17 protein-coding genes are annotated in these 16568 nt (G+C 60.4%); 9 read left to right on the top strand and 8 right to left on the bottom strand.

Going from position 1 to position 16568, the window contains the following annotated elements; all coding sequences use genetic code 11:
• The first annotated feature begins 82 nt into the window (after positions 1-82).
• Positions 83-664, top strand: a complete 582-nt coding sequence (locus AC07V8_RS22775) for a helix-turn-helix domain-containing protein (RefSeq protein WP_494680335.1) — start codon at positions 83-85, stop codon at positions 662-664.
• Positions 665-761: 97 nt separating this feature from the next.
• On the opposite strand, the gene AC07V8_RS22770 is transcribed toward AC07V8_RS22775, so the two are convergent.
• Positions 762-1217, bottom strand: coding sequence for an outer membrane lipoprotein (locus tag AC07V8_RS22770; protein ID WP_494680334.1), 456 nt, complete (start codon positions 1215-1217; stop codon positions 762-764).
• Positions 1218-1454: 237 nt separating this feature from the next.
• A complete protein-coding gene (locus AC07V8_RS22765) occupies positions 1455-2204 on the bottom strand; it encodes an SDR family oxidoreductase (RefSeq protein ID WP_494680333.1) in 750 nt (249 codons plus the stop codon).
• Between the two features lie 200 nt (positions 2205-2404).
• On the opposite strand from AC07V8_RS22765, the gene AC07V8_RS22760 reads away from it, so the two are divergent.
• From AC07V8_RS22760 to AC07V8_RS22740, 5 genes are all read left to right on the top strand, one after another.
• Complete coding sequence (locus AC07V8_RS22760) at positions 2405-2893, top strand: DNA-deoxyinosine glycosylase (protein ID WP_494680332.1); 489 nt, start codon at positions 2405-2407, stop codon at positions 2891-2893.
• A gap of 147 nt (positions 2894-3040) precedes the next feature.
• On the top strand, positions 3041-3877 hold the full coding sequence (locus AC07V8_RS22755) for a spermine/spermidine synthase domain-containing protein (protein ID WP_494680331.1): 837 nt from the start codon (positions 3041-3043) through the stop codon (positions 3875-3877).
• A gap of 73 nt (positions 3878-3950) precedes the next feature.
• Positions 3951-5732 carry a type IV pilus assembly ATPase TfpB gene (gene tfpB / locus AC07V8_RS22750; RefSeq protein WP_494680330.1) on the top strand — a complete coding sequence of 594 codons (1782 nt, stop codon included), beginning with the start codon at positions 3951-3953 and terminating at the stop codon, positions 5730-5732.
• 505 nt (positions 5733-6237) lie between these two features.
• On the top strand, positions 6238-7260 hold the full coding sequence (locus AC07V8_RS22745) for a substrate-binding domain-containing protein (RefSeq protein WP_494680329.1): 1023 nt from the start codon (positions 6238-6240) through the stop codon (positions 7258-7260).
• Between the two features lie 102 nt (positions 7261-7362).
• The gene (locus tag AC07V8_RS22740; RefSeq protein WP_494680328.1) at positions 7363-8583 is read left to right on the top strand and encodes a 6-phosphofructokinase; all 1221 of its coding nucleotides are present in this window, start codon (positions 7363-7365) and stop codon (positions 8581-8583) included.
• 72 nt (positions 8584-8655) lie between these two features.
• On the opposite strand, the gene AC07V8_RS22735 is transcribed toward AC07V8_RS22740, so the two are convergent.
• Positions 8656-9678 carry a class I fructose-bisphosphate aldolase gene (locus tag AC07V8_RS22735; protein WP_494680327.1) on the bottom strand — a complete coding sequence of 341 codons (1023 nt, stop codon included), beginning with the start codon at positions 9676-9678 and terminating at the stop codon, positions 8656-8658.
• A gap of 252 nt (positions 9679-9930) precedes the next feature.
• Here AC07V8_RS22735 and AC07V8_RS22730 point away from each other — a divergent pair, with 252 nt between their 5' ends.
• The gene (locus AC07V8_RS22730; RefSeq protein ID WP_494680326.1) at positions 9931-10149 is read left to right on the top strand and encodes a YMGG-like glycine zipper-containing protein; all 219 of its coding nucleotides are present in this window, start codon (positions 9931-9933) and stop codon (positions 10147-10149) included.
• A 115-nt stretch (positions 10150-10264) separates the two neighbouring features.
• On the opposite strand, the gene AC07V8_RS22725 is transcribed toward AC07V8_RS22730, so the two are convergent.
• Positions 10265-10957, bottom strand: a complete 693-nt coding sequence (locus AC07V8_RS22725) for a Crp/Fnr family transcriptional regulator (protein WP_494680325.1) — start codon at positions 10955-10957, stop codon at positions 10265-10267.
• Between the two features lie 320 nt (positions 10958-11277).
• Between AC07V8_RS22725 and AC07V8_RS22720 the strand changes: the two genes are divergently transcribed.
• Positions 11278-12879 (top strand): C13 family peptidase, encoded by a 1602-nt coding sequence (locus tag AC07V8_RS22720; protein WP_494680324.1) that lies wholly within the window; start codon positions 11278-11280, stop codon positions 12877-12879.
• Between the two features lie 26 nt (positions 12880-12905).
• Here the strand turns inward: AC07V8_RS22720 and AC07V8_RS22715 are convergent, their stop codons facing one another.
• The 4 genes from AC07V8_RS22715 to AC07V8_RS22700 all read right to left on the bottom strand — a co-directional run bounded on the left by AC07V8_RS22715 (position 12906) and on the right by AC07V8_RS22700 (position 15794).
• Positions 12906-13379, bottom strand: coding sequence for a VOC family protein (locus AC07V8_RS22715; protein WP_494680323.1), 474 nt, complete (start codon positions 13377-13379; stop codon positions 12906-12908).
• Positions 13380-13451: 72 nt separating this feature from the next.
• A complete protein-coding gene (locus tag AC07V8_RS22710; protein WP_494680322.1) occupies positions 13452-13889 on the bottom strand; it encodes a VOC family protein in 438 nt (145 codons plus the stop codon).
• Between the two features lie 30 nt (positions 13890-13919).
• On the bottom strand, positions 13920-14282 hold the full coding sequence (locus AC07V8_RS22705; RefSeq protein WP_494680321.1) for a YciI family protein: 363 nt from the start codon (positions 14280-14282) through the stop codon (positions 13920-13922).
• 270 nt (positions 14283-14552) lie between these two features.
• Positions 14553-15794, bottom strand: coding sequence for an RNA polymerase sigma factor (locus AC07V8_RS22700; protein WP_494680320.1), 1242 nt, complete (start codon positions 15792-15794; stop codon positions 14553-14555).
• 196 nt (positions 15795-15990) lie between these two features.
• Here AC07V8_RS22700 and AC07V8_RS22695 point away from each other — a divergent pair, with 196 nt between their 5' ends.
• Positions 15991-16557 (top strand): helix-turn-helix domain-containing protein, encoded by a 567-nt coding sequence (locus AC07V8_RS22695; protein WP_494680319.1) that lies wholly within the window; start codon positions 15991-15993, stop codon positions 16555-16557.
• Positions 16558-16568: the final 11 nt, after the last annotated feature.

Below are 16568 nucleotides of genomic sequence, written 5' to 3'. Positions count from 1 at the left end.
ATAATGCACAATAACCAGACTGTCAACCGGATGCACAGCAATTCAGCGAAAAAAAAAAGCGGGAATAACATGGTAAATAAGCATGGCAGATAAGATGCTGGAAGACGCGCCGCCAAAAGTCGGCGACACACTGGTCAGGCTGCGCCAGGCCGACGGCCTGTCGCTGGAGGCCCTGTCCAAGCGCGCCGGCGTATCGAAGTCGATGCTGTCGCAAATCGAGCGCAACCAGGCCAATCCGACGGTAGCCGTGGTGTGGCGGCTGGCCAATGCGCTGGGCGTGCCTATCTCTTTGCTGGTGGATGGCAATCAGGCAGTCCCGGCCTCGATTGAAACCGTGGCCAGCCACGCCACGCCTTCGCTACGTTCACGGGACGGTCATTGCGAGTTGCGCATCCTCGGCCCGATCGAGCTGGCCGGCCAGTTCGAATGGTATGAACTGTCGCTGCAGCCGGGCGGCTGCCTCGATTCGGAAGCGCATGAGCCGGCTTCGCGCGAACACCTGACAGTCCTGTCCGGCACATTGGAAGTCCAGAGCGGCAGCAACCTGAGCAAAATCAAGGTTGGCGAAACCGCAAGATATGCCGCCGACCGCCCTCATTACATCAAGAATGTCGGCAAAAGCACCGCCACCGCCTTGCTGGTAGTGATCCACAACGGACCATAACTGCGCGTCAGTTCCATAAAAAAGGGGTGGAACAGCGATCGCTGTTCCACCCCTTGGCTTTTGCAGCCGGCAGCCAGGCTGCCGGCCGCTTCGGCAATTAATGCGTGACGCGGGTGACGCCGCCGGAAGACAGCAGGCGAACCCGGTCGCCGACGTTGAAGCGCTCGTCCGCATCCTGGGTAATCGCGCGCAATTCGCCGTTGCTCAGGCGTACGGTAATTTCCAGGCCTGGACGCTGGTTCAGATTGTTTTCCACCTGGTTGCCGACGATGCCGCCCAGCACGGCGCCGACAACGCCGGCCGCCAGCGAGCCATTGCCCTTGCCGATGGTCGAGCCGGCCGCAACCGCGCCGAGCGCGCCGCCAGCCAGGGTGCCGGCGCCGTTGCCGCCGCGACTTTTGTCGATGGTCACCGGACGCACCGAATCCACTACCGCCATGCGCACCGATTGTTCGCCCTGCGCCTGGCCGCTGCTATACACGCTGGCAGAGTTCGGGGTCACGGCGCAACCGCCCAATGCCACCAAGGCGGCGACAATAATCAGATTCTTCATTCTTGATAACTCCATCGTAAATTGCTCATACATTAAAATTGCCGCACCCGGATAACTCGGTCAGCGCACCAGCAGAGGGGTTGCCAAATCAATTATAGTGCAACACGGAAATTTTTTACATGCGCGATACTTGTCAAACTTATTCGCCAGTAACGCGCATTCTAGCAATGTTTTCAACACCGCCGTTTTTTTGCCAAAAAGACCAGCTTGCTTGCCTGTTTGACCATTGATCAGGTCTCAGCGTCCGCCGGAGACGTCGATAAAAGTCCCGGTGCAATACGACGCTTCCTCCGACAGCAGCCACAGCACTGCGCGCGCCACCTCCTCCGCGCTGCCGCCGCGCCGCATCGGCACGCTGTCTTTGACCCGCTCGACCCGGCCCGGCTCGCCGCCGCTGGCATGTATCTCAGTGTAAATGACGCCCGGACGGACGGCGTTGACGCGGATGCCCTGGTCGGCCACTTCCTTCGCCAGGCCAATGGTCATGGCGTCGATCGCTCCCTTGGAGGCGGCGTAATCGACATATTCGCCCGGACCGCCCAGCTTGGCCGCCATCGACGACAGATTGACGATGGCGCCGCCCTGTCCGCCGAAGCGGGTCGACATGCGCCGCACCGCTTCGCGCGCGCACAGGAAACTGCCGATGACATTGGTGCTCAGCACCCGCTGCAAACGCGCCACGTCCATTTCTTCCACGCGCATCTGGCGCTCCAGGATGCCGGCGTTGTTGACCAGCGCCGTCACTTTGCCCAGCTGACCGTCGACGGTCTGGAACAGGGCCATGACATCGGCTTCGACGGCGACATCGCCGGCCACCGCCAGCGCTTCGCCGCCGCTGCTGCGGATAGCCGCCGCCACCGACTCGGCAGCGCTGCGGCTGTGGACATAGTTGACGCAAACAGCATAGCCGCGCGCAGCGGCCAATAAGGCGGTGGCGGCGCCGATGCCGCGGCCGCCGCCGGTAACGATCATGACTGGTTTCGACATGCTTGCTTCCTCATTTTTTACGCTTCAAGGCAAGGGCAGCGCACTCGCCCTCCCGGTCTCGCCGATTGCCGCCAATTGCCGCCGATCCCGGCACATTATAATCAGGCTGTGATTAACGGCATTTGACCAGCGAGTCATGCCAGAGTTGCACATTCCAGATCAATATCACGAAAATATCAGAGCGCATTTTGCAAGAAAAAATGAACCGCAAGCGCAGCTTCCCACCGGTCGTCGATCAGCAAGTCCGCACGCTGATCCTCGGCAGCCTTCCCGGCGTCCAGTCGCTGGCGCACAGCCAGTATTACGCCCATCCGCAAAACCGTTTCTGGAAACTGCTGGCGGAAGTCGTCGGCATCGATTTGCCGGCGCTGCCCTATGCCGAACGGCTGCCGGTGCTGCTGGCGCACGGCATCGGCTTGTGGGACGTGGTCGCCGAAGCGCGCCGCGACGGCAGCCTGGACAGCAATATCCGCGACCACGCGCATAACGACCTGACCGGCCTGATCGCCAGGCTGCCGCATTTGCACACCATCGCTTTCAACGGCGGCACTGCCGCCAAACTGGGACTGAAAGCATTGGGAGAACAGGCCGGCCGTTATCGCATCCTCCTGCTGCCTTCCAGCAGCCCGGCCTACACCCGGCCCTACGCGGAAAAACTGGCAGCCTGGATCGTGCTGCAAGAGCGCTGATCGCCGATTGCAAATACCCGCACTTCGTCCGGTAGCCGCATTGCGGCAATCGCTGTGAAGCTATATTTAGGCCAAATTTACGGCTGTGGCGCGGTATCATTGCTGGATATCCTTGTTTACCTGTTTTCTGCCTGATAAATCCACCTGATGCTGATCAAACGCAAATCCATAGAAGCCGACGCCAACCGCATGGCAGGCCCGCGCAAGCGCGCCGCCGTTGCAAAAAAAGACACTCCCAAACCTGCCCGCAAACCGAAATTCGCCCCCGTCACCCTGTCGGAACAGGACGGGGTCCGCTATCTGCACTTCGGCACCGAATGGGTGCAAGGCGCCATGCGGCTGCGCAAGCCGGACTGGCCGGAGCTCGAGTACGCCCAGCAAATGATGGCGTGGATGCTGTTCAATCCGCAGCCGCAGCATATCGTCCAGCTGGGCCTGGGCACCGCGGCGCTGACCAAGTTCAGCTATCGCCAGTTTCCGCAAGCCCGCGTTACAGCCATCGAGCTGAACCCTTCAGTGCTGGCAATCTGCTCCTCCATGTTCAAGCTGCCGCCCGACGATGAACGGCTGTCGGTGGTCGAAATGGACGCCATGGATTTCGTCCTCGATCCCTTGAACCACGACAGCATCGATGCCCTGCAGGTCGATCTGTACGACGCCACCGCACGCGGGCCGGTGCTGGACACGCCCGAGTTCTACAGCGCCTGCGCTGCTTGCCTGAAAGACGACGGCATCATGACCGTCAACCTGTTCGGCGACCATCCGAGCTATGCCAAGAACCTGAAAGCCATGATGTTTGCCTTCGACGACGTCTGGTGCCTGCCGGAAGTCCACGAGGGCAACGTCATTGCCATTGCATTCAAACAGGCCCCGCCAGCCGATTTCAGCGCCTGGTACGAACGCGCGGCGGAAATTACCGCAGCGACCAAGCTGCCCGCCAAATCCTGGGTCAACGGTCTCAAGGCCTGGCATTCGCCGCAATGACCCGCTACGCTGAACACCGTGCCGGCCAGCGCCGGCCTTACCAATCCAACCGCCCATCGCGATGAACAATGCAATGAACAGTGCAGCGCCCAAAACACTCGACCTGCAACAGATCTTTACCTGGCTGCTGAATGACGGCACGGTCGATAAAACCGAGGTAAAGGCCTTTTATACCCAGGCCCAGGGGATATTCCGCAACGCCGCGATCGCAATCCATCCGCTGAGCGCCGTGGCCCAATGCAAGCGGCAGTCGGCCTTGCCGCCGCACCGGGTCCTGACGCTGGAATGGCTGACCGAATGGCTGGCGCGCCAGGTCCACATGCCGTTCTATCGGATCGACCCGCTCAAGATCGACTTCGCCAAGGTCGCCGACGTCATGTCGGCCAGCTACGCCACCCGCTTCAACATCTTGCCGGTCGAGCTGAGCGCGACCGACCTGGTGATCGCCACCGCCGAGCCGTTCCGCACCGAATGGCAGGCGGAAATCTCCAAGATCACGCGCCGCAACATCCGCCTGGTGATTGCCAATCCGCTCGACATCACGCAATACATCACACAGTTCTTCACGCTGGCGAAATCGATCAAGAGCGCGCATAAATCGGGCGGCCAGGACCTGGCCCTGAGGAATAATTTCGAGCAGCTGGTCGAGCTCGGCAAGATCAACAAGCAGGTCGACGCCAACGACCAGCACATCGTCAACATCGTCGACTGGCTGTGGCAATACGCGTTTGAACAGCGCGCCTCGGATATCCATATGGAACCGAAGCGCGATTTCAGCGCGATCCGCTTCCGCATCGATGGCGTGCTGCACCAGGTGTACCAGGTGCCGGCGGTGGTCATGATCGCCATGACCGCGCGCATCAAGCTGCTGGGACGGATGGACGTGATCGAAAAACGCCGGCCGCAGGATGGCCGCATCAAGACCCGCACCGCCGGCGGCCAGGAAATCGAGCTGCGCCTGTCGACCTTGCCGACCGCCTTCGGCGAGAAACTGGTGATGCGGATTTTCGATCCTGACGTGGTGGTCAAGACCTTGCCCGAACTCGGCTTTCCCACCGACGACGCGCTGCGCTGGGATGCGCTGACCAAGCGCCCGCACGGCATCATCCTGGTGACCGGCCCGACCGGCTCCGGCAAGACCACCACGCTGTACACCACGCTGAAAGCGCTCGCCACTTCCGAAGTGAATGTCTGCTCGGTCGAAGATCCGATCGAAATGGTGGAAGCATCGTTCAACCAGATGCAAGTGAACCATGGCATCGACCTGACCTTTGCCGACGGCGTGCGGGCCTTGATGCGGCAGGACCCGGACATCATCATGGTGGGTGAAATCCGCGACCTGGAAACCGCCGAAATGGCGATCCAGGCTGCCCTCACCGGCCATCTGGTGCTCTCCACCCTGCACACCAACGATGCGCCGTCCGCCGTCATGCGCCTGCTCGAACTGGGCGTGCCTTACTATCTGCTGGAAACCACGCTGATCGGCATCATGGCGCAGCGCCTGGTGCGCACGCTTTGCACGCATTGCAAGAGCGCCGACGGCCAGATCGCCGACGAAGTCTGGGCGACGCTGGTGGAGAACTGGAACCTGCCCAAGCCGGCAGCCGTCTATCATCCGGTCGGCTGCCCCGAATGCCGCCAGACCGGCTACCGCGGACGCACCGGCCTGTACGAACTGCTGACCATCACCCAGCCTTTCTCAAAAATGATCCAGGCCGAAACCGACATCCACGCACTGAAAAAGCAAAGCATCGCCGACGGCATGAAACCTTTGCGACTTGCTGGTGCACTGAAAGTCCTGGAAGGCGTCACCACCGTCGAAGAAGTCTTGAAAGTCACTTCCGCGCTGACCTGAAGCGACGGCTTTCCGCGCATTGCAGCAGCAATTCGCAGCGACCCTAAAAAGGGCTACCCGCCGCCACGGCCGGTAGCCCTTTTGTTCGCCTGCACTTTTGCACGAGAAAAGCCCTCGCATGGTGCAGTGCGATGGAGAAAAAGCTTTCTCGGCCTGGCGCAAAAAGTGCTTTACATCAGGCCTGGGCTTGATTTCCAATAGACAATTATTTAACCTTTGCGTAAGCTAAGGCGAGCCAAGTCCGGGGCCCTTTCAGCAGGAGACAGAATGAAAGGAAAGCGCGCCGGTACTGGCTAAGGGAGATGGTGGAAGTTGCAGTGCAGGGAGTAGTTGTCAAATAATAATTTGCATTCGTTTGCAATAAAAGATAAGCGGGAAATCCGCTCCGACCATACGCAGTCAAAATCCGGATAAAAAAATAATGAAATTTACAAATTTAAATTTTGTAACGGTGGCACTTGTCTTCGGCCTTATCAGTTCAGCATTTGCACAGGAAGATCCGACTTTGTTCTTGAATCGGGCCAACGCCAAAATCGCCAAGGCGATGGCTTTCAAGAACAACTGGGACGGCCCCACCAGCGGCCCCAAGATCGCAGCGCAAAAAAAACTCATCGTCGTCATCGCTTCCAATCTCAAGAACAATAGCGTCCTGCGCGTTTCCAAGGGAGTGCAGGAAGCCGCCGCGGTAGCCGGCTGGGAAGTCTTCGTGATCGATTGCTGGGGCGTCGACAGCAAGCACGCTGAAGCCTTCAGCCGCGCGCTGGCGCTCAAGCCCAACGGCATCGTGCTGGCCGGCATCGACGCCAACGAACAGCCGAAGGAGATGAACGCCGCCAATGCACAGAATGTCCCGGTGGTCGGCTGGCATGCCTCGACCCGGGTCGGCCCTAGCGACGGTCTGTTTTCCAACGTCACCGCCGATCCGAAGGAAGAAGCGCTGATCGCCAGCCTGCTGGGCGTGGTCGATTCCAACGGCAAGGCCGGCGTGGTGGTGTTCACCGATCCGGCCAGCCTGTATTCGCAGGCCAAATCGAATGAAGTGGTGGCGGTGATCAAGCAATGCCGCACCTGCAGCCTGCTCAGCGTCGAAGCCTTGCCTATCGCCACCTCGCCCGACAAGATGCCGGCCTTGCTGGCGGCATTGCAGCAGCGCTTCGGCAAGAGATGGACGCACATCATCGGCGTCAACGACAGCTACCTCGATCTGCTGACGACGCCGGCCTCGATGAGCCTGCTCGCCAACAGCAAGATCCAGACGCTGTCGGCCGGCGAAGGTTCTGAATCGGCCTACCAGCGGATCCGCAGCAAGAGCCTGCAGATCGCCACCGTGCCGGAGCCCTTCGGCCAGCAGGGATGGCAGATCATCGACGAACTGAATCGCGCGTTTTCAGGTGAAAAGGCCAGCGCCTACACCACGCCGGCCTACCTGGTGACGGAGCAGAACATCGCTTTTCACGGCGGCGACAAGAATACTTTTGAGCCGAACAACGGCTACCGCACCGAGTATAAAAAAATCTGGGGAAGATAAGTCCGCGCGCCGCGGCTGGAATGCGCATCGGACTGGCGCCGCCAGGCTATCGGGGTAGAATCAGGTGACAGCCCTTACAACGATGGATCAAGGAGCAGGCAAATGCAAGCGAGACGAATCCTTATTGCACAAGGCGGCGGCCCCACCGCGGTAATCAACCAGTCGCTGGTGGGCGTGGTGCTGGCGGCACGCAGCATGCGCGATGTCGAGCTGGTCTACGGCGCCCGCAACGGCGTGCGCGGCATCGTCAATGAAGACTTCCTCGACCTGGCGCAGGAAACCAGCCACAACCTGGAACTGGTGGCGCGCACCCCCTCCTCCGCGCTGGGATCGACACGCGACAAGCCCGACCTCAAGTATTGCCAGGAAATCATCCAGGTATTGCAGGCGCACCAGATCAACCACTTCTTTTATATCGGCGGCAACGACTCTTCCGATACGCTGCGCATCCTCAGCCTGGAAGCAGAAAAGCTGGCCTTTCCGCTGCGCTGCATCCACATCCCCAAGACCATCGACAACGACCTGGTGGGCAATGATCACACGCCGGGATTTCCGTCAGCCGCGCGCTTCGTCGCGCAGGCGTTTGCCGGCGCCAACCTGGACAATGCCGCCCTGCCCGGCGTCTATGTCGGCGTGGTGATGGGGCGCCATGCCGGCTTCCTGACGGCGGCTTCGGCGCTGGCCCGGAAATTTTCCGACGACGGCCCCCATTTGATCTATCTGCCGGAGCGCAGCTTCGTGCTGGAAAAATTCCTGGCCGATGTGAAGGAGGTATATCAACGCCTGGGCCGCTGCGTGATCGCGGTTTCGGAAGGCATACACGATGAATCCGGCACGCCGATCGCCAGCCTGCTGACCGAGACCGTCGAGCGCGATGCGCACGGCAATGTGCAGCTGTCCGGCAACGGCGCGCTGGCGGATCTGCTGTGCGAAGAGATCAAGGCTAAGCTGAACATCAAGCGCGTGCGCGGCGATACCTTCGGCTATCTGCAGCGTTCATTTGCCGGCTGCGTCTCGGATGTCGACCAGCGCGAAGCGCGCGAGGTGGGCGAGAAGGCGCTGCAGTTTGCCGTGCAAAAGGCAAGCAACGGCACGGTCGCCATCAAGCGCAGCGGCGCCTATTCGGTCGATTACGAATTGCTGGCGCTGGATGTGGTCGCAGGCAAAACCCGCGTCATGGAAGATGAGCTGATCGCCGCCAGCGGCACCGACGTCAGCGACGCCTTCCACCAGTATCTGCGACCCTTGCTGGGATCCGGCATGCCGGATGGCTTCCGCCTGCGCGCAGAAGCCGTCGCCAAGATACGCAATAAAGCAGGCTGAATCCGCTGCCGCAGGAAGCCCTGCCGGGCAAGCCAATTTGCCCGGCATTTTCATGACAGCGGACGACAGCCGCTAAGCGCCGCTCTCCATGCTGCTGTCGTAATTGCCTGCGCACGCCAGGCTGTTCAGCTGGCAGCGCCGCAAGAAAATCTTTTGCGCTTCCGCCACGTTCTGCTCTACTCCTTTCCAGCTGTCCAGCACCGGCGCCTGCAGCGCCCGCCCATAGGAAAAACTCACCCGCCAGGGAAACGGACCGAGCTGGTTCATGGCGCTCAGATGCACGGTGGCATCCTCCGCGCCCTGGCCGCCTGACAGGAAGACGATGCCCGGCACGGCCGGCGGCACATGACGCGCCAGGCACCGCATGGTGGCCGCGGCCACCTGCCCGATATCGGCCTGCTGTGGCGATTTCATGCCGGCGATGATCATGTTCGGCTTGAGCAGCATGCCTTCCAGCGCGACGCCATGTGCCGCCAGCTCTTCGAACACCGCTTCCAGCACTTGCGCGCTGACCGCTTCGCAGCGTTCCAGGCTGTGCGCGCCATCCATCAGTACTTCGGGTTCGACGATGGGGACGATGCCGGCTTCCTGGCACAGGGCGGCATAACGCGCCAGGGCGTGCGCATTGGCGCGGATCGCATAGCTGCTCGGCAGCGCGGCGGCGTCGATCTCTATCACCCCGCGCCATTTGGCAAACTTCGCGCCCAGCTGCCCGTATTCCTGCAGGCGTTCACGCAAGCCGTCCAGCCCTTCGGTGATTTTTTCTCCGGCGTGCAGCGCCAGCGGCTTGGCGCCGCCGTCGACCTTGATGCCGGGGATAATGCCGCGGCCGCTCAGCAGCTCGGCGAAGGGAATTCCTTCCCTACTACTCTGGCGCAAGGTTTCATCGTAGAGGATGACGCCACCCAGATAGCGCTCTGCTCCGACGGTAGTGAACAGGATTTCGCGATAGCGGCGGCGATTTTCTTCGCTGCATTCCAGCTTGATCGCATCGAAGCGTTTCTTGATCGTCGGTCCGCTTTCGTCCGCCGCAAGAATGCCCTTTTGATCCGCCACGATGGCGCGTGCAACCGATTTCAGTTCGTCGATATTCATAGCCTGATACTCCCGGTGATGACTGCGAACGGCGTGAAGTTACGCTGTTTATGCTGCCACGAATGAAAGGCGGTGGCAACCGCCCGGAAATTTACCGCGCAGAAAGCGGCGTTATCGGGGAGACAAGGCAATCGACGCAAAGCAGTCTTAGGTGCGCTACCGCACTGACGCGGCCGGCTATTGAGACTACTTTGGAAGCCAGGGTGCAGGCATTCCCCCTGTAACAGGAATTTTTCATAAAGAGGTGTTCCAATGAAAACGACTCAAAAACTGGCAGTCAGTGCGATTACCTTGATGATGGCGCTTGGCTTGAGCGCTTGCGACGGCATGTCCCGGCGCGGCACGGACACAGCCATCGGCGCCGGCATAGGCGCGGTCGGCGGCGCCGTGTTAACCAACGGCAGCGCCTTGGGCACGGTGGGCGGCGCGGCGGTTGGCGGCGTGATCGGCAACCAGGCTGGCAAGCGCTAAGCCGCTTCCGGCACAGCCTGGAAATAGAAGGAATTCGACGCTCCCGCCAGCAGCAGGCGGGCGCGTCAGCGCGTTTGACGCATCTGCGAACGGCCGGCCCTTCGCCCCTCGGCCATCAGCACAATAAGGCGGCATAGGCCTCGCGTTCCGCCGCGTAACAGCCGCAGGCCGCCGCTTCCAGCCCCTGCCGGTCAAGCACAGTCAGATTTCCGCGCCGGTAGGCGATCAGCCCGCTCCGTTGCAAGGCGCTCGCCGCAGTCGTGATGCCTTCGCGCCGCACGCCGAGCATGGCGGCCAGGAACTCGTGCGTGACATGGAAACTGTCGGCGTGAATCCGGTCCTGGCTCATCAGCAGCCAGCGCGCCAGCCGCGGTCCGATCAAATGAAAACGCAGGCAGGCGGCCGACGTTCCCATCTGCGCCATGCGAACATAAAGATAGTGATTCATGCCGCGCAGTAAGGCCGGGCTGTGCGCCAGTTCGTTGCGCAATGCGGCGGCGGTGACGCGCAGCGCAGCGCCGGGGCTTTGAACCAGTGCATGCACCGACGCGGCCGTCACTCCGAGGACCAATTGCACGCCCAGCATCCCTTCGCGCCCCACCATGGCGATTTCCACCCCTTGGCTGCCGTCGATCAGGGCCAGCAATGAGATCGAAGCCTCCAGCGGAAAATAGGCATGGGTGATTGCCTTGCCGGGTTCGCACAGCACTTCGCCGGGCTCCAGCCGGATGGTCTCGCAGACCGCAAGCAAACGCGAGCGCTCCCTGCGCGGAAGCAGCTCGACAAGATGGTTCTCGACGGCGCCCAAAATAGTTCTCCGGTATATAGCTGCTCTATCTGAAACAAGACGGCAGATAGAAATTGCGTTATTGGCGAATGCAATGTCGGGTAACACTGTCAGTGTGCATGAAGCTCTGCAGGCAGACTGTCTGCCAGCGCACATAGCCATAATCCGGCGCGATGCCCGGGAGTTCGGCGAGCCTGCCGCAGACCGTCGATATCAGTCAGGCAAGCGCATGCCAATTCGCCGAGCACATCAAATTTCCCTATATGAAATAGCAACATCTCGTGTTAAATTTCCAAATTGCAACTCATTCCAATTACAAAACCCAGGAAACAGGAAAGTACATGCACAGGACCAAACCCGGACTCGTCCCAGGCGCTTGCGGCCGCACGCTCGCCTTCATGCGCCATGCAGCCATATTTGCAGTCTTTAGCGGACTGGCGCTCGGCGCTGCCGGCGCCTCAGCCCCGGCCGCGGACGCGGTGACGCCGGATGGCGGCCAATATTACGGGCCGCTGGTCAATGGCAAACTGCAGGGAAAAGGGAAAGTAGTCTGGGCCAACGGCGATGCCTACGAGGGTAATTTTGAACAAGGATTATTTTCCGGAAAAGGCGAAATAAAGTACAAGAACGGACGTCAATACAAGGGCGATTTCGCCAGCGGCCGCTTTCAGGGCCAAGGACGATACCAGGTCCGGGCCGGCGAATATTACGAAGGTGAATTCAGCAACAACGATTTCACCGGGCACGGCATTTACCAGGCACAGAACGGCTCGCGCCATGTCGGCGCCTTCAAGAAATGGCTGCCCGATGGCCCCGGCCGCTTTACCGATGCCGCCGGCAATACCTATGAAGGCGTATTTGAGGCCGGCGAACTGAATCGGCCAGGGCGCTTCGTCGGCAAGGACGGCAGCCGCTACCAGGGCGATTTCAAGGATGGAAAATTCGACGGCATGGGGATTTACCGCAACGCCGACGGCGACGAATACAAGGGTAGCCTTGCGTACGACCTGTTTAACGGCGGCGGCATCCTGAGCTACGCGTCGCCGCAGAAAGACGGCCGCAGCAAGGACATCGGCGTCTGGCGTTACGGCAAGCTGGTGGACAAGGCCGCAGAACGACAAACGAAAATCAATATCGAAACCGCACTGTACGGCCAGCGCGCATTGCTCGACAAAACCCTGGCGGCGCTTGCGCCGCATGCACCGGGCAAAATCAATCTCTATCTGCTGGCAGTTGCCGGCGACGGCTCGCAAGAGGTCTTTCGCCGCGAAACCGAATTTGTCCGCAAACAGTTCGATCGCGATTTCGGCACTCAGGGGCGATCGATGGTGCTGGTTAACAGCCGCAACACCGTGGCCGAACAGCCGATGGCGACGGTGACCAGCATCCGCGAGAGCCTCAATGCGATCGCCGGGAAAATGGATAAGGAAAACGACATCCTCTTTCTCTACCTGAGCAGCCACGGATCGCAAAGCCATGAGTTGTCGCTGGCGCAAAACGGCATGACCCTGCGCTCCCTGGAGGCCAAGGAATTGGCGAAACTGCTGGAGGAGACGGGGATACGCTGGAAGGTAGTCGTTGTATCCGCCTGCTATGCCGGCGGCTTCATCGATCCGCTAAAGAATGCGCACACCATGGTGATTGCCGCCGCGCGCCGCGACCGCACCTCCTTCGGCTGCGCCGACGACAATGACTTCACCTATTTCGGCAGAGCGTTTTTCCAGAAGGCCTTGCCGGCCAGCGCTTCGTTCAGCGAAGCTTTCGACAAGGCGAAGGCGCTGGTCACCACCTGGGAAACAGAAGATACCAAGCTCAAAGACGAGGATGGCGAAATACTGCATTCCGAACCGCAGATGTATCACACGGCGACGATTGACGCGTATCTGAAAAAATGGCGGGCGCAGGCGGCCATGCCCGCAGGCCAGGCAGAGCACGCCAAATAGCCAGCCGGCCCGTGAACGGTTGCGCCCTACTGCTGCTCGTAAGCCTGGATCAGCAGCGCGACGTCGATCTTGGTCATTTTCAACATGGCCTGCATGACGCGCTGGGATTTTTGCCTATCCTTGTCCTGCAGCATCCTGCCCAAGGCGGTCGGGATGATCTGCCAGGACAGCCCGAATTTATCCCTGATCCAGCCGCAGCCCTGCGGCTCGCCGCCGTCCAGGAACTTGTTCCACAGCGCATCCACTTCCTCCTGGTTTTCGCAATTCACGAAGAAGGAGATGGCCGGCGTGAAGCTGAATTGCGGGCCGCCGTTAAGCGCGATGAAATCCTGTCCATGCAGCTGGAACGTGGCCGACATGACCGAGCCCTTCGGCCCCGGTCCCGCATCGCCATAGCGCTGGACGTCGCCAATCTTGGCGTCCTTGAAAACCGAGGTATAAAAATTCATGGCCTCTTCGGCGCGGCCATCGAACCATAAGAACGGAGAGATTTTTTGCATTTTGGCTTGCTCCTCTAAGCCCCGGGAAGATTGAAGCATTCCCTCGAAGCCTTCCTGGGAAAATGAAAATGATTACACCGTTGTGTCTTGCCGCTCGCCGCTTGCAGACGCCCCGGCCGCTTCCGGCTCCATGTACATCATTTCCCACGCGTGGCCGTCGAGATCGTGGAAACTGTTGCAATACATGAAGCCATAGTCCTTCGGCTCTTCCATCTGCTTTGCGCCTGCCGCCATGGCAAGCGCCACCAGCTTGTCCACATGATGGCGGCTGTCGCAAGAAACGCAGAGCAGCACTTCAGTCTGCCTGGTGGCATCGCTGACCGGCTTTTTTGCAAAGCCCTCGAAAAATTTCTCCACCAGCAGCATGACGTACAGATTCTCGCCCAGCTCCATGCAGGCCGCCTGCTCATTGGTGAATTTTGCATTGAAGGCATAGCCAAGGCCCTTGAAGAAAGCCATGGACCTGGGCAGGTCTTTGACCGGCAGGTTGACATAGATTTGCTTGTGCATGATATGACCTTTCAGGTAAGCGATGTATCTTCAGACAGTGGCGGACATGGATGGCAGGTCGGTGAGCTCAAGCTCCCTCACCGGCCGCACTTCGATGCTGCCAAAACGCGCCGGCGGAATTTTCGATGCCCAGTGGATCGCTTCGTTCAAATCCTTGGCGTCGATCAGATAGAAGCCCGCCAGCTGCTCCTTGGTTTCGGCAAACGGGCCATCGGTCAGCGACATCTGGCCGTTGCGTATGCGCACGGTGGTGGCGCTTTCGACCGGCTTGAGCGCCTGGGCGGCGACATAGTGGCCGCTTTCACGCAATTCCTGGCCAAAAGCAAAACACACGTTATCAGGACAAGCGTGCAGCTGGTCATCCGCGAGATAGACGAGGCATAGATAATTCATGGTGGTCTCCGAAAGTGGATATTGAGTAATGACTGCCTGACCTACTTACACTAGGGCTAGCGGTGCTACGGCAAGGAGACGGATGGCCGCCCCCTGCAACAACGGCATGTGACGCCTGCAGCCGTTCCCGGAGGGTTCCCAAATCAAATGCTAACAGGCCCTAACTAATCGAACGGCAAACGGCGTAATCGACAGCTGGCCAAAAAAAATTTATGCTGGCGAACGTAGCCTGGGTTGACACCTTGCAAACAAAACTGCTTCCCGAGTTTGTTATTGCGGCAAAGCTGCCAGGCGCCGGTTCAGGAAGCGCTGTTCCGGCTCCTGCTGCGTCAACGCCAGCGCCTTGCCATACGCGGCGCGCGCTTCCGCTACATGCCCGAGGCGCCGATGGAAATCGGCTTGCGCCGCGTAGGCCAGATGATAGTTTTGCAACTGGCCGCTGGCAATCAGCGCTTCCACCAGGGCCAACCCGGCTTGCGGTCCCTGATGCATGGCCACGGCTACCGCGCGATTGAGCTCGATCACCGGGGTCGGCTCCAGCCGCAGCAAGGCGTCGTACAGGCCGACGATCTGCTGCCAGTCGGTGGCGTCGGTGCTGGCGGCCCTGGCATGCACCGCGGAGATTGCCGCCTGCAGCGTGTAGGCGCCTATGCGTCCCGACGAAAAGGCGCGCCCCACCAGAGCCGATCCTTCGACAATATACTGCGCATTCCATAAACGTCGATCCTGCTCATCCAGCGGCACCAGGTCGCCATCCGCAGTGCTGCGCGCACCGCGGCGCGACTCATGCAGCAGCATCAGTGCCAGCAGGCCCGCCACATCGGGTTCCGGCAGCAACTCCAGCAGCAAGCGCGCCAGGCGGATCGCTTCCTGCGACAGATCGTGCCGGGTAAGCGACGCTCCCGACGAGGCCGAATACCCTTCGTTGAACACCAGGTAGATCACGCGCAGCACGCTATGCAGCCGCACCGCCAATTCATCGCGCTCGGGAACCTGGTAAGGAATGCGGGCGTCGCGTATCTTCGCCTTGGCGCGCACGATACGCTGCGCCAGCGTCGGCGCCGGAGTGAGGAAAGCGTGGGCGATCTCTTCGGTGCTGAGCCCGCAGACTTCGCGCAAGGTCAGGGCGATCTGGGCATCTGGCGCCAGCGAGGGGTGGCAGCAGGTAAAAATCAGGCGCAGGCGGTCATCTTCGAGATGCTCGCGCTGGTCCGGCGCCTCGTCAGCCATCTCATCGACGATCTCGGCGACATCTTCATAGGCGGTAAACCTTGCCCGCCGCCGTATGGTGTCGATCGCCTTGAAGCGGCCGGCGGAAACCAGCCAGGCTACCGGCTGTGCCGGAATGCCGTCGCGCGGCCACTGCTCGATCGCTGCCTTGAAGGCCTCTTGCAGGGCTTCTTCAGCCAGGTCGAAGTCGCCCAGCAGGCGCACCAGCGTAGCGAATACCCGGCGCGATTCGCTACGGTAAATATCTTCAATCGAAGCGCTTGTCTGCATCGTATCTGTCAATGAGTTTTTGCTGCAAAGCTGTCCCTGGCCGCGGCAACCGTCCTGCCTGTAAAGCAGTGTTCCTGTTGCGCTTGAATCATACATCGAACATTGTCCAGCTTCGTCATGGCAATTGAGCGCGGCAAGCGGCTTGACTTGAAAATCCAATATCCTAGATAATTATTCCAATATTATAGATATCGAAGGACTCGCCCAGATGGACATCAATGCCCGCATCGCCGCCCGCGTACGTTTCCTGCGCCAGCAACGCGGCTTGTCGCTGGACGCGCTGGCGGCCCGGTGCGACGTCAGCCGTTCCATGATTTCGCTGATTGAACGCGGCCAGAGCAACGCTACCGCCGTGGTCCTGGAAAAGCTGGCGGCCGGGCTAGGCGTGCTGCTGCTGGCGCTGTTCGAAGAAACCCCGGCCGCCGTCGCCCCGCTGATGCGCCGGGCCGAGCAGCCGGAGTGGCGCGATCCGCAATCGGGATACCTGCGCCGCAATATCTCGCCGCCCAATCCGCAAACGCCGATACGGATAGTCGAAGTCGAGTTTCCTGCCGGCGCCCAGGTGACTTATGAAACCGCCGCCCGCGACGCCCGCGTGCATCAGCAAATCTGGGTGCTGGAAGGCGACATCGACATCACCGTCGGCGTCAGCCGATACGCACTGGAACCTGGCGACTGCCTGGCGTTTCAGCTGGACTGCCCTACTGCTTTTCATAACCCCCACCGCAAGGCGGCGCGCTACGCGGTGGTCACCAGCACCGCCCCCATACAATGACAAGGACGCAA

Source organism: Collimonas sp. GW821-FHT02H07 (genome assembly GCF_059421505.1).
This window is presented reverse-complemented; position numbering and strand designations above follow the sequence as displayed.